We start from the raw sequence: 12321 nt of genomic DNA, 5'->3' as shown, positions 1-12321 counted from the left end.
CCGGAATGCCAGAGTCCCCCCCCCAGCCGGTCATGAAACAATTGCGTAACAACGTCATCCGCGCCGGGCTGGGAGCACTCTATTTCAGCGGGGCACACCACCTGCTGCGCCCGCTTTTGTCGGGCATCGGCGCCATATTCATGCTGCACCATGTGCGGCCGGCCCGTGAGGCCGCGTTCCAGCCGAACAGGCATCTCGAAGTCACCCCCGAATTCCTCCGTGCGACGCTGCGCCATTTGCGCTCGCGCGACATCGATATCGTCAGCATGGACGAACTGCATGAGCGGCTGGTGCAGGGCCGGTTCGACCGCCGCTTCGCCGCCTTCACCCTCGACGACGGCTATCGCGACAATCTGGACTACGCATTGCCGGTGCTGCGCGAATTTGACGCGCCGCTGGCGGTCTATGTCGCGAGCGATTTTGCCGAGGGCACCGGACGATTGTGGTGGACAGCACTGGAGGCCGTGATCGCCAAAGCCGAGCAGATCGAGGTCAAAATTGGCCATTCCGCGCTGCGGCTCGATGCGACGACGATTGCGGCGAAGCAGGCGGCGTTCGACCGCCTGCACGACTGGCTGCGTGCGCTGCCGGGCGAGCACGACCTGGCGCGCGAGATCGGGGCGCTGTGCACGACATACGACGTCGACATGGCAGCGCTGTGCCGCAGCCTGTGCCTGTCCTGGGCCGAGGTGAAGACATTTGCCGCCGATCCGCTGGTCACGATCGGCGCGCATAGCGTCAGCCATTGCAACCTCGCCAAGCAGGCGGAAGACATCGCCGCGCAGGAGATGGCCGTGAGCCGCGCGCGGATCGAGCAGGCGCTGGAGCGCCCCGTGTTGCATCTCGCTTATCCCTATGGCGACCGCGACGCCGCGGGGACGCGCGAATTCGCCCTTGCCGCATCCGCCGGCTTCAAGACCGCGGTGACGACGCGGCCCGGCATGCTGTTCGCGGAGAATGCCGGCCACATGACCGCGCTGCCCCGCGTCTCACTCAATGGCAACTACCAGGACACGCGGATCCTGCCGGTGCTGACCTCGGGCGCCGCGACCGCGATGTGGAACGGCTTTCGCCGGATCGCGGCGGCTTGATTCGTCCGCATACTCAGACCTCATCCTGAGGGCGCTCCGAAGGAGCGCGTCTCGAAGGATGGGCCGCCCGCATCCTTCGAGACGCGCTGACGCGCTCCTTCGGGATGAGGGCGGAGTTGGTGGCCCTTCCTTGACTCCCCTCCCGGCCCCGCTCACAACGAGCGCCAACCAAGGGAGGTACCATGTTCAACGATCTGTTCTCGCTCAAAGGCCGTGTCGCGCTGGTGACCGGCGGCTCGCGCGGCATCGGCAAGATGATCGCGGCGGGATTCCTCAGCGCCGGCGCGGCAAAGGTCTACATCACCGCGCGCAAGGCCGGCCCGTGCGAGGCGACCGCACAAGAGCTCACGGCGCAATATGACGGCGAATGCATCGCGCTGCCGATCGACATCTCCACCGTCGAAGGCTGCAACAGGCTCGCCGGCGAAATCATCAGGCTGGAGCCGAAGCTCGACATTCTCGTCAACAATGCCGGCGCCGCCTGGGGCGCGGAGTTCGACGAATTCCCCGAAAGCGGCTGGGACAAGGTCATGGACCTCAACGTCAAGTCGCTGTTCTTCCTGACCAAGGCGCTGGCGAAGCCGCTCCGCGCGGCCGCGAGCGCGGAGCGGCCGGCGAAGGTGATCAACATCGCCTCCGTCGATGGCATCTTCGTCAATCCGAGCGAGACGTATTCCTACGCTGCCAGCAAGGCGGCCGTGATCCATCTGACTCGGCGCATGGCGACGAAGCTGATCAAGGACAACATCAACGTCACCGCGATCGCGCCGGGCGCGTTCAAGTCCGACATGAACCGCGCCGCGCGCGACCATGCCGACGAGGTCGCAAAGCGCATTCCGGCGCGGCGGATCGGCAGCGTCGAGGACATGGCCGGCGTCGCGATCTATCTCGCCTCGCGCGCCGGCGATTATGTGGTCGGCAACACCATCGCGGTCGACGGCGGAGTGGTGTACGCGAACGCAGGGCTGGAGATCGCAGGGTAAGCGGCAAGGACTTCGGCAAAGGCCGCGCCTTACACTCGCTGTCATGCCCCGCGAAGGCGGGGCATCCAGTACGCCGCGGCCTGTCGGCTCAATCACTGCTGCCGCGGAGTACTGGATCACCGGCTTTTGCGGGTGATGACAGTCTTCGTATGGCGCGACGGACGCGTCTCGCGAGCGGCCGTTACGACTCGATCTTCACGTACTCGAAATCGCCGGGCTTGTTGTCGATGCCGACCTTGGGCGGCGAGATCCAGGAGGCGAACTGGCCGATCTCGGTGACGGGCTGCATCAGGGAGGTGATGAAGTCGCCGTCGCTCGCCGAGGGCAGCCATTCATCCCGACGCTTCGCCCAGGTGGCCTCGTCGATCAAGATGCCGTCGGGCGTCGCGTGCACGTCTTTGAACTCGCCGATGTGGCGATGGAAGGCGACGTTGGGCAGCGTCAGCTTGAAGTCGTAGCCCGCGGTCGAGATCACCTTGTTCCAGCGCAGCATGCCCTTGATGCAATCCTGGGTGTAATCGTCGCGCAGGCGCATGTTGAGCGTGGTCAGCGCCGGCTCGTCGACCAGCTTGGCCTCGCCATTGATCAGCTTGAGCACCGGATAGGTGGAATTCTTGAGCTGGTGATCGTCGTCGATCTGGGTCTCGTGATAGCGGCCCTTGATGCCGGCGTTGAAGGCGTTGGCCGCGTTGGTCGAGACCTCCGAGCCGAACAGGTCGAGCGACAGCGTGTAGTGCAGGTTCAGCTTCTTCTGGATGGTCGGCAGATCGATCACGCCGAGCGCGCGCACCTTGGCGATGTCGGTGGGATCGCTGATGCCGGCTTGCTTCATCGCATCGCAGGTGCGCTGCACGACGCGGGTGATGCCGGTCTCGCCGACGAACATGTGATGCGCCTCTTCCGTCAGCATGAAGCGGCAGGTGCGCGACAAGGGATCGAAGCCCGACTGCGCCAGCGAGTGCAGCTGCATCTTGCCGTCGCGGTCGGTGAAATAGGTGAACATGAAGAAGGACAGCCAGTCCGGCGTCGCCTCGTTGAAGGCGCCCAGCATGCGCGGTGCATCGGCATCGCCCGAGCGGCGGCGCAGCAGATCATCCGCTTCTTCACGTCCGTCGCGGCCGAAATACTTTTGCAGCAGGTAGACCATCGCCCAGAGATGGCGGCCTTCCTCGACATTGACCTGGAACAAATTGCGCATGTCGTAGAGCGAGGGCGCGGTCTTGCCGAGATGGCGCTGCTGCTCGACGGAGGCGGGCTCGGTGTCGCCCTGGATCACGATCAGGCGGCGCAGCATGGCGCGATGCTCGCCCGGGACTTCCTGCCAGGCCGGCTCGCCATAATGCTCGCCGAACGGAACGACGCGATTCTCTTCCTGCGGAGCAAGAAGAATGCCCCAGCGATATTCGGGCATGCGCACGTAGTCGAACTTGGCCCAGCCGCGCGGATCGACCGAATAGGCCGTGCGCAAATAGACCAGCGATTCCTGGAAGCCCTCAGGGCCCATGTCGCTCCACCAGTCCATGTAACCGGGATGCCAGCCTTCCAGCGCCTTGAGCACCTGGCGGTCTTCGGCGAGGTTCACGTTGTTGGGAATCTTGGTCGAGTAGTCGACGTTCATGATGTTCATGTTCATGGCCGTGCTCCTTGCGATCTCTTCCCGTCATGCCCGGCCTTGTGCCGGGCATCCACGTTCTTGCTTCTTTGAGCCAAGGACGTGGATGGCCGGGACATTTGTGCAAAGACGCGCTTCGCGCTTCTGCCCGGCCATGACGCAGTGAAAGTCATCAAACCCGCGTCATATCGAATTTCGGCTTCTGCCCGCTGCCGTAGCGGCGCAGCGCGCCTTCCTCGCCGACCGCGTTGGGGCGCTGGAAGATCCAGTTCTGCCAGGCGGTGAGGCGCGCGAAGATTTTCGATTCCATCGTCTCGGGACCGACGAAGCGGAGGCTCGCTTCCATGCCGGTGAGACTGTCGGGCGAGAAGCTGGCGCGCTCCTCGAGGAAGACGCGGACCTCGTCATCCCAGTCGATGTCGTCGAGCGCGAAGGTGACGAGGCCGAGCTCTTCCGCCTGCTCGGCGTCGAGCGCGGTGCCGAGCGTTGCTTCCGCGCGCTCCACATCGGACGGATCGGCCTGGAAGCGTGATTGAAGCCGCGTCAGCCCATGGCTCATCGGATAGGGACCGAAGTTCATCGCCGAGAGCTCGATCGACGGCGGCGGGCGGTTGTCGCCCTGGCGCGTGCCGATCAGCATGTAGGAGCGGTCGGCGGCGAAGACGAGCTCGGCGAGCGTGCCGGCAAAGCAGGAGCCGGGCTCGACCAGCGTCACCAGCGTACGCGAGGTGACGTCGATGCGCTTCAGCACGCGCTTCCAGTAGTGCCTGATCTCGTTGACCAGCCAGTGCGCCTTGTTGGCTTCGAGGAAGGCATCGCAAGCGAGCACATGGGCGCGGTCGCCATGGCTCTTGAACACCAGCATGGCGATCTCGAGCTCGTTGATGCGCAGATGCAGAATCGCGTCATCGAGCTCGCGCGCGACCTGGAGCGGCCAGAACGAAGCCCCCTGCGCCATCATGGCGTCGATGTCGGCCGGCGGCGCGGTCTCCGGTGCCTTGATCGAGATGGTCGCGATGCGAGCAGTGCGATCGATGTCGACGGTGACGAAGCCGTAACGGATGCTGTTGTCGTCGATGATGCGCTTGAGCGGCGTCAGCGCAATGCCCTTGCCGCTGCCGGTGCGTTTCGAAGCGGCCGCAAATTCCCTGGCGCGCTCGGCGATCCTGGCTTCCAGCTTCGAGTTCGGCGCGATCTCGTCGACGAGGCGCCACTGCACGGCGCGCTTGCCTTTCACGCCTTCCTCGATGGTGCAGAAGACATCGGCGTGGTCGCGGCGCACCTTGCGCTTGTCGACCACGCGAGTGAGGCCGCCGGTGCCGGGCAGCACCGCGAGCAGCGGCACTTCGGGCAGCGCGACAGCCGACGAGCCGTCATCGGCGAGGATGATGTGGTCGGTCGCAAGCGCCAGCTCATAGCCGCCGCCGGCGGCCGAGCCGTTCACCACCGTGATGAAGCGCTGGCCGGAATTCTCCGAGGAGTCTTCCATGCCGTTACGGGTCTCGTTGGTGAACTTGCAGAAGTTGACCTTGTGGGCGTGCGTCGAGCCCGCGAGCATGCGGATGTTGGCGCCGGCACAGAACACGCGGTTCTTGGCCGAGCGCATGATGACGACCTTCACCCCGGGATGCTCGAAGCGCAGGCGCTGGATCGCGTCCGCAAGCTCGATGTCGACGCCGAGGTCGTAGGAATTGAGCTTGAGCAGGTAGCCCTCGAACAGGCCGCCATTTTCGTCGACGTCCATGGTCAGCGTCGCGACGTCGCCATCGACCGTGAGCTTCCAGTGCTTGTAGCGGGACGGTTCGGTCTGGAAATCGATGAACGTCGCGCCGCCTGCGAGGCGCCGATCTTCCCCGGCCATTGGTCATCCCTGAGCTTGATTATGGGTTTTGGTTTGAGCGTTAGATGCACAATAATGCATCTTATCGGACAAGTCTAGACCGAATCTAGGCCTTATATGCACTTTGCTTCATCTGACGCGACACCCCCAGATGCGCTTCACGCCGCCTGAAGTCCCGGATCATCCCGCAAGGCCGCCCTTGCGAACTGCGCGATCGCGTCGAGCGTGGGCCCGGGCACCTCGCGATGCGGGGAATGCGCTGCGCCCGCAATGATCGTCAGGTCGACCGGGCAATAACATTCCTCCTGCGCGATCTCGGCTTGGCGCAAGGTCCCGTATTGGTCGTCGACGCCCTGCACGACCATGACGGGTACGCGGATATAGGCGAGATATTCGGAGATATCCCAATCGCGGAATTTTGGATCGAGCCAGGCGCCGTTCCAGCCGTAGAAGGCGTTGTCGACGTCCTTGTGCCAGCGCGCCAGCTTGGTCTTGAGATCCGTGGTCTCGAACGTCGACTTGATCGCGGCAATGGACTTGATCGAGATGTCCTCGACGATGAAATGCGGAGCGATCAGCACCAGACCGCTCAGGCGATGATCCTGATGCGCCCCGGCATAGATGGTGGCGATCGAAGCACCGTCGGAATGGCCGAGCAGGAGGCCGCGCTTGAATCCGATCGCATCGAGCAGCTTCGGCAGCACGTCCAGCGCCTCGCGCTGCATGTAGTCGAGCGGCCGCGGCAACGCGATCGGACTGGACTGCCCGTAACCGGCGCGTGAGTAAACGAAGATGCCAGCGCCGGTCGCCTGCTGCAGCTTCTCCGGGAAATCGCCCCAGAGGCCTGCCGACCCGAGGCCTTCATGCAGCATGACGATGGTGGGGGCGTCAGACGATTGCGGCGCAAGCCATTTGTATTCGAGGCTGGCGCCATCGATGCTGAGGAAGCCGGTGGGGGTGAGGTTGGTCATGGTCGAATTCCCATTCCTAGCCAATACCGAGATGCCCACCCTCCCCTGGAGGGTAGGGCTATCGCATATGGGCGAGGGCGGAGAGAAGGAAGTCATTATTCCATCTGGCTTGGAGCATTTTGTGGCTGATGCGGGCAGGACCGGGCGTTGCCTGCAGGGTATTGATGGCCAGCTTGCGGATGAGGGCGAGATTTTCGGCGGCGTGATCTTTGCGGCTGCGGCAGGCATCTTCGTCGAACAGAACGTCGAGAACCCAGTGCAGGTTGTTCTCGATGCTCCAGTGAGCACGCACGACCTCGAGCAGCTTTTTGGCCGACAGCAGGCGCGAGGCGAGGAAGTATCGGACCGTATGCTTGGCGGTCTTGCCAGAGTTTGCGCGCCAGCTGTCGATGCGACCGACTGCGGCGATAGCGGGGAAGTCGTATTGCTTCGCCAACTGAGGAGCCGGCGCGACGATGGCCTGCCGGCGCTCGGCGCGACCGTGGGCAGTGGCTCTTCGTTGACTCGCTCGCGCGGGCTTTCGGGCTGTATCGACCAACGTCTTGGCGGCCTTGAAGAGCCGGCCACGGTTACTCTTGATGGCTAACACGTAGTGCCCCTTCCGATCGAGGATGGCCTGCGCGGTATCGGGCCGGCAATGCAAGGCGTCGGCGGTGACAAGAGCCCCGTCCAGATCGAGCAGCGCGAGAACTTCGAGAGCCCCGGCAACCTCGTTGCGGTTGGGAGCCTTTCTCTGAGCCAGCGCCATGCGAGTGCCTGCGGCCCAGACATTGACCATATGCAGCGGCGTGGCCTGCCGGCCCCGCGTGTAGGCCCCGCGCAGCGCCTTGCCGTCGATGCTGACCACCCCCTTGATGCCGAAGCCCTTGCTGAATTTGCGCAAAACCGCTTCCAGCCCCTTCGGATCCAGCGCACGGAAGACGTTGCTGAACGTATCGTGGCTCGGAATGCCGTGCCTGAGCTCCAGGAAGCGCCGCAACAGCTCCTCGCGGCCTTGGCCAAAGAACTCGAACTCGGTGCAGGTCTTGGCGCCAGCCAGCGTCGCCGCCAAGGCGATGACGAGGATCTCCACAAGATCATGTCGGGTGTTGCTGGCGCGCGGGTCCTTGAGCGGTCGAAACAGGCGCTTGAGCTTGCGCATTCAGGTCTCCCTCTGGAATCGAGAGACACCCAAAGAATCCAGTTCCAACCGCTTGGCAACACCCTGCCAGCACCATATGCGATTCCCCTACCCTGGAGGGGGAGGGTCGATTCACAGCGAGCGCAGCGAGATGTGAAGCGGGGTGGGGTGACAGCCTCTCCGCGGGTGCGGTGCCCGTTGAGAGATCACGCCACCCTGTCACGCGTCTCGCTACGCTCGATCGCGTGCCGACCCACGGGCGAGCTACGCTCGTCCCGGACCCCTCCAGGGGAGGGTAAGCGAGCGCGTTCGCCGCCAACTCACTCAATGTGCCCCTTCCCGCAGCTTGAATCGCTGGATCTTTCCGGTCGCGGTCTTCGGCAGCGAGTCCACCACTTCGATCCAGCGCGGATATTTCCACGGGCCGATCTTCTGCTTGACGTGCTCCTTGAGCATCTCCTGCAAGTCCGTCGTCGTCGCGCCCGGTCGCAGCACGACGAAGGCCTTCGGCTTCAGCAGGCCTTCCGGATCGGCCTCGGGCACGACGGCCGCTTCCAGCACCGCCGGATGCGTGATCAGCGCGCTCTCGACCTCGAAAGGCGAGACCCAGATGCCGGAGACCTTGAACATGTCGTCGGCGCGGCCGCAGAAGGTGTAGCGGCCATCCGCGTCACGAACATATTTGTCGCCGGTGCGGGTCCACGGCCCTTCAAATGTGCGGCGGCTCTTATGGCGCTGATTCCAATAACCCTCGCCAGCGGAAGGCGCATCGACCAGCAATTCGCCGACCTCGCCGTCGGCGACGTCCTGGCCGGCCTCGTTGACGAGCCGCACCGCATAGCCCGGCACCGGCTTACCTGACGTGCCGTATTTGATGTCGCCGGGCGCATTCGACAGGAAGATGTGCAGCAGCTCGGTCGAGCCGACGCCGTCGAGGATATCGACGCCGAAGCGCGCCTTCCAGCTGATGCCGACGGATTCCGGCAGCGCCTCGCCGGCGGAGGTGCAGACGCGCAGGGCCTTGCCGCCACGCTCGGCCTTCACGGTCTCGTCGTTGAGCATGGCCGCGAACAGGGTCGGCACGCCGTAGAAGATGGACGGGTTGTAGCGGTTCATCAGGTCGAACATGCGCGCCGGCGTCGGCCGCTCGCTGTTGAGGATCACGCTGGCGCCGACCGACATCGGGAAGGTCAGCGCATTGCCGAGGCCATAGGCGAAGAACAGTTTTGCCGCGGAGAGACACACGTCGCTTTCGCGGATGCCGAGCACCTGTTTCGCATAGGTGTCCGCCGTCGCCTGCAAATTCGAATGCAGATGGCGCACGCCCTTGGGCATGCCGGTCGAGCCGGACGAGTACAGCCAGAAAGCCGGTTCGTCCGCATGCGTCGCGGCGGTGGTGAACTGATCGCTCTCGCCTGAGAGCTCCTCGGCGAGCTGCTTGTGGCCGTTCTGCTTGGCGCCGGAGACCACGACATGCTCGAGATCGGGCATGCGGCCGACCACGTCCTTGATGACGGGATAGAGCGCTTCGGACACGAACAGCACCCGCGCGCGGCAGTCAGCGAGGATGTAGGCGTATTGGTCCGCGGTCAGCAGCGCGTTGAGCGGCACCGGCACGATGCCGGCGCGGATCGCGCCCAGGAACACGATCGGGAAATCGACCGTATCGAGCATGATCATCGCCACGCGCTCCTCGCGGCGGACGCCGAGCCGGCGCAGCATGTTGGCGGCGCGCCGGGTTTGTTGCTGGAGCTCGCCATAGGTGAGCCGCGAGACGGTGTCGTCGAAGGCAAGCTTGCTGCCGCGGCCCTCCTCGACGTTTCGGTCGAGCAGCCAGGTCACCGCGTTATAGGATCCCTCGCTCACGGACATCTCCCCCGAATTTAGAATTATAATTCATAGAAAGACATCACGACGGCTTGCTGTCAATGCCAGCAGGCACTATGTTTCATTAAAACGCGCCGCAGGACACCTGTAAAGAAGGCTCATGACCGAAAGTCCCGACGCCGAATCCCGCTTCCTCGAACAGCTCGGCCAGCGCGTACGCACCATGCGCGCACTGCGCGGCATGTCGCGCAAAGTGCTCGCCAAGGTATCTGGGATTTCGGAGCGCTACATTGCGCAGCTCGAAAGCGGCAAGGGCAACGTCTCCATCGTGCTGCTGCGCCGCGTCTCCGACGCGATGGGCGCACACCTCGAAGACCTGCTCCCCTCGGCCGATCCGACGCCGGACTGGCAGATGTTTCGCGACCTCCTGCGCAAGGCGACGCCGACGCAGATCGCGCAAGCAAAAGATCTGCTCGCCGGCGGCAGCGCCTCCGCGCCGCGGCGCGCGCCATTCTGCGGCATCGCGCTGATCGGCTTGCGCGGCGCCGGCAAGTCCACACTCGGCAGGATGCTGGCGAAGAAGATCGGCTGGAGCTTCGTCGAGCTCAACAAGGAGGTCGAGCAGCAGAACGGGCTCTCGGTCGCCGAGATCATCGCGCTCTACGGCCAGGAAGGCTTTCGCCGCATGGAGCAGGCGGCGCTGCAGCAGCTGCTCGCGCGCAACGAGCTGATGGTGCTGGCGACCGGCGGCGGCATCGTCTCGGAGCCTTTGACCTTCGACCAGGTCCTGACCTCGTTCTACACGATCTGGCTGAAGGCCGAGCCCCAAGAGCACATGGCGCGCGTGCGCCGCCAGGGCGACCTGCGCCCGATGGCGGATGATCGCTCGGCGATGGCGGAGCTGCGCAACATCCTGCTCAGCCGCGAGCCGCTCTATTCGCGCGCAACCGCGGTGGTGGATACGGCAGGATTGTCGGTGGATGACGCCGCAGCAAGGCTGATCGATGCGGTGCGGCCGGTGCTGCAGAAGGAAGCCCGCAGCTTCGGGCTGCGCAGCGTGGCGCTGTAGAGATGACCGACACTGACGTCACAATTTCCATGTTCGAGCGGATCGGCGGCAGCGCCACGATCGATCGTCTGGTCGACCGCTTCTACGACCGCATGGACACGCTGCCGGAGGCGCAGGTGATCCGCGCCATGCATGCGGCCGATCTCGGCCTGATCAGGGACGTGCTGAAACGCTATCTCACCGAATGGACAGGCGGCCCGCGGCTTTACTCCGTCGAGAAGGGGCATCCGAGGCTGCGCCAGCGCCATTTCGGTTTCGCCATCGGCGATGCCGAGCGCGACGCGTGGATGCTCTGCATGCGCGGCGCGCTGGAAGAAGCGGTGACAGACAGCGCGGCGCGGCGCGATCTCGATCAGGCGCTGTCCGGTCTTGCCAATTGGATGCGCAACCGGCCGTGACGTAGCCTGGGTGAGCGAAGCGACGTCCGGGGTCTTAGCTTCCCGGGTATCGCTTCGCTCACCTGGGCTACAATACGACCGACGCCGCTAAAGCATGATCCGGAAAAGTGCGAAGCGGTTTTCCGGAAAGATCATGCGTAAACAACAAGCTAAAGCGCGATGACGATTCATCCAAATCTCATCGCGCTTTAGACCGACCAGTAATGCGGATGCGGATACGGCCGCGAGCGGTCGCCCCAGTCGAACGCCTCGCCGTCGAACTCGCACGGGCCGCTGCTGAGCTCCTCCAGCGTCGAGTCGATCTGGAACGCCTGCCGTCCCGGATCGTATTTCAGCGCGCTCCACTGCAGCGGATAATGATGATGGGTGCCGAGCAGCCCGCCGGTCTTGATCACGGCATAGGCGACCATTCCGCTCATCTTGTCGAGCATCAGCCGTTCGATCGTGCCGAGCTTCGTGCCGTCGCGTCCGTAGACGGCAACGTGCTCCACGCGATCACTGGGAACCATGGTATGGTGCATGGGCTCCTCCCTGTTCTCTTGTGCTGGCGACGATTATAGCACCGGTTTCGAGGCGAGGGAGGAACTACAGAAGCTGCGAGCGCACGGCCTCGGCGCCTTCCCGCAACAGCGGCAGGAAGCGGTCGATCAGTTCCTGCGCCGGCACGCGATCGACATGCGCGCCCATGTTGATGGCCGCGACGATCACGCCGTCGTAGCGGCGGACGGGGACCGAGATCGAGCGGAAATGCGGCTCGGCCTCGCGGTCGACCAGCGAATAACCCTGCGCGCGGTCGGCTGTGATGCGCGCGAGCAGCACCTTCGGGTCGGTCACCGTCTGCGGCGTCAGCGCCTCGCGCTTCATCGCATTCAGGCGCGCGGCGAGATCGGTATCGCCGAACTGCCCCAGCATGGCGCGGCCGACCGAGGTGCAGAAGGCCGGCAGGCGATAGCCGATCTCCAATCCGCCCGAGAACACCCGCGTCGGGCCGCCGCGGGCGATGAACACGACATCGTCACCATCGAGCACCGCCAGCGAGGAGATTTCCTGCGCCGCGGTCGCGATGCGGTCGAGCACGGGTTGAAGTACGGCAATGATCTGGCTCGAGCGCAAATATGATGCGGCCAACGTCAGCACATGCGGAGTCAGCGAGAACAACTTGCCATCGCCGGAGACGTAACCGCCGCGCTGAAGCGTGAACAGCATGCGCCGTGCGGTGGCGCGCGGCAGATCGGCGGCGCGGGCGAGATCGCTCAGCGTCATCGGGCCGGCCGTGGTGCCGAAGCACTGCAGCAGCCGCAGGCCGCGATCGAGGGCCTCGACGAAGTCCGTCGCGCGCTCGTCGCTCTCGCTGCGCTTCAGCTTGGGCATGGCTTCGGGATAATCCTGCAAAATAGTGCTTGCTGCCGC

11 protein-coding genes are annotated in these 12321 nt (G+C 64.4%); 4 read left to right on the top strand and 7 right to left on the bottom strand.

Going from position 1 to position 12321, the window contains the following annotated elements; translation table 11 throughout:
- Positions 1–32: 32 nt before the first annotated feature.
- Both P6U28_RS34110 and P6U28_RS34105 read left to right on the top strand, forming a co-directional pair.
- Positions 33–1091 (top strand): polysaccharide deacetylase family protein, encoded by a 1059-nt coding sequence (locus tag P6U28_RS34110; protein WP_209296200.1) that lies wholly within the window; start codon positions 33–35, stop codon positions 1089–1091.
- Positions 1092–1273: 182 nt separating this feature from the next.
- Complete coding sequence (locus P6U28_RS34105) at positions 1274–2074, top strand: SDR family oxidoreductase (protein ID WP_407120622.1); 801 nt, start codon at positions 1274–1276, stop codon at positions 2072–2074.
- Between the two features lie 181 nt (positions 2075–2255).
- Here P6U28_RS34105 and boxB read toward each other — a convergent pair whose 3' ends face one another.
- The 5 genes from boxB to P6U28_RS34080 all read right to left on the bottom strand — a co-directional run bounded on the left by boxB (position 2256) and on the right by P6U28_RS34080 (position 9483).
- Positions 2256–3707, bottom strand: a complete 1452-nt coding sequence (gene boxB, locus P6U28_RS34100) for a benzoyl-CoA 2,3-epoxidase subunit BoxB (protein WP_407120621.1) — start codon at positions 3705–3707, stop codon at positions 2256–2258.
- Between the two features lie 151 nt (positions 3708–3858).
- Complete coding sequence (gene boxC, locus P6U28_RS34095) at positions 3859–5547, bottom strand: 2,3-epoxybenzoyl-CoA dihydrolase (protein ID WP_122406094.1); 1689 nt, start codon at positions 5545–5547, stop codon at positions 3859–3861.
- Positions 5548–5684: 137 nt separating this feature from the next.
- Positions 5685–6497, bottom strand: a complete 813-nt coding sequence (locus P6U28_RS34090; RefSeq protein ID WP_407120620.1) for an alpha/beta fold hydrolase — start codon at positions 6495–6497, stop codon at positions 5685–5687.
- Positions 6498–6555: 58 nt separating this feature from the next.
- Positions 6556–7638, bottom strand: a complete 1083-nt coding sequence (locus tag P6U28_RS34085) for an ISAs1 family transposase (RefSeq protein ID WP_122405414.1) — start codon at positions 7636–7638, stop codon at positions 6556–6558.
- A 303-nt stretch (positions 7639–7941) separates the two neighbouring features.
- Positions 7942–9483: a benzoate-CoA ligase family protein gene (locus P6U28_RS34080; protein WP_407120619.1), complete on the bottom strand. Its 1542-nt coding sequence runs from the start codon at positions 9481–9483 to the stop codon at positions 7942–7944.
- 121 nt (positions 9484–9604) lie between these two features.
- On the opposite strand from P6U28_RS34080, the gene P6U28_RS34075 reads away from it, so the two are divergent.
- Together P6U28_RS34075 and P6U28_RS34070 are read left to right on the top strand one after the other, a co-directional pair.
- On the top strand, positions 9605–10513 hold the full coding sequence (locus tag P6U28_RS34075) for a helix-turn-helix transcriptional regulator (protein ID WP_129145924.1): 909 nt from the start codon (positions 9605–9607) through the stop codon (positions 10511–10513).
- A 2-nt stretch (positions 10514–10515) separates the two neighbouring features.
- Positions 10516–10911: a group II truncated hemoglobin gene (locus tag P6U28_RS34070; protein ID WP_129145923.1), complete on the top strand. Its 396-nt coding sequence runs from the start codon at positions 10516–10518 to the stop codon at positions 10909–10911.
- Positions 10912–11099: 188 nt separating this feature from the next.
- Here P6U28_RS34070 and P6U28_RS34065 read toward each other — a convergent pair whose 3' ends face one another.
- Together P6U28_RS34065 and P6U28_RS34060 are read right to left on the bottom strand one after the other, a co-directional pair.
- Positions 11100–11432 carry a PRC-barrel domain-containing protein gene (locus P6U28_RS34065; RefSeq protein ID WP_122406097.1) on the bottom strand — a complete coding sequence of 111 codons (333 nt, stop codon included), beginning with the start codon at positions 11430–11432 and terminating at the stop codon, positions 11100–11102.
- 64 nt (positions 11433–11496) lie between these two features.
- Complete coding sequence (locus P6U28_RS34060; RefSeq protein ID WP_122406098.1) at positions 11497–12282, bottom strand: IclR family transcriptional regulator C-terminal domain-containing protein; 786 nt, start codon at positions 12280–12282, stop codon at positions 11497–11499.
- Between the last annotated feature and the right edge of the window lie 39 nt (positions 12283–12321).

The organism is Bradyrhizobium sp. STM 3561, from assembly GCF_045571455.1.
Lineage (GTDB): Bacteria > Pseudomonadota > Alphaproteobacteria > Rhizobiales > Xanthobacteraceae > Bradyrhizobium > Bradyrhizobium vignae.
The sequence above is the reverse complement of the archived record's forward strand: the minus strand, read 5'-3'. Positions and strand labels throughout refer to the sequence as shown.

Bases quoted from the DNA above. Each gene is read 5' to 3' on its own strand.
- P6U28_RS34105 (WP_407120622.1), top strand. From the start codon at position 1,274: ATGTTCAACGATCTGTTCTCGCTCAAAGGCCGTGTCGCGCTGGTGACC.
- boxC (WP_122406094.1), bottom strand. From the start codon at position 5,547: ATGGCCGGGGAAGATCGGCGCCTCGCAGGCGGCGCGACGTTCATCGAT.
- P6U28_RS34085 (WP_122405414.1), bottom strand. From the start codon at position 7,638: ATGCGCAAGCTCAAGCGCCTGTTTCGACCGCTCAAGGACCCGCGCGCC.
- boxB (WP_407120621.1), bottom strand. From the start codon at position 3,707: ATGAACATGAACATCATGAACGTCGACTACTCGACCAAGATTCCCAAC.
- P6U28_RS34090 (WP_407120620.1), bottom strand. From the start codon at position 6,497: ATGACCAACCTCACCCCCACCGGCTTCCTCAGCATCGATGGCGCCAGC.
- P6U28_RS34060 (WP_122406098.1), bottom strand. From the start codon at position 12,282: ATGCCCAAGCTGAAGCGCAGCGAGAGCGACGAGCGCGCGACGGACTTC.
- P6U28_RS34110 (WP_209296200.1), top strand. From the start codon at position 33: ATGAAACAATTGCGTAACAACGTCATCCGCGCCGGGCTGGGAGCACTC.
- P6U28_RS34065 (WP_122406097.1), bottom strand. From the start codon at position 11,432: ATGCACCATACCATGGTTCCCAGTGATCGCGTGGAGCACGTTGCCGTC.
- P6U28_RS34070 (WP_129145923.1), top strand. From the start codon at position 10,516: ATGACCGACACTGACGTCACAATTTCCATGTTCGAGCGGATCGGCGGC.
- P6U28_RS34075 (WP_129145924.1), top strand. From the start codon at position 9,605: ATGACCGAAAGTCCCGACGCCGAATCCCGCTTCCTCGAACAGCTCGGC.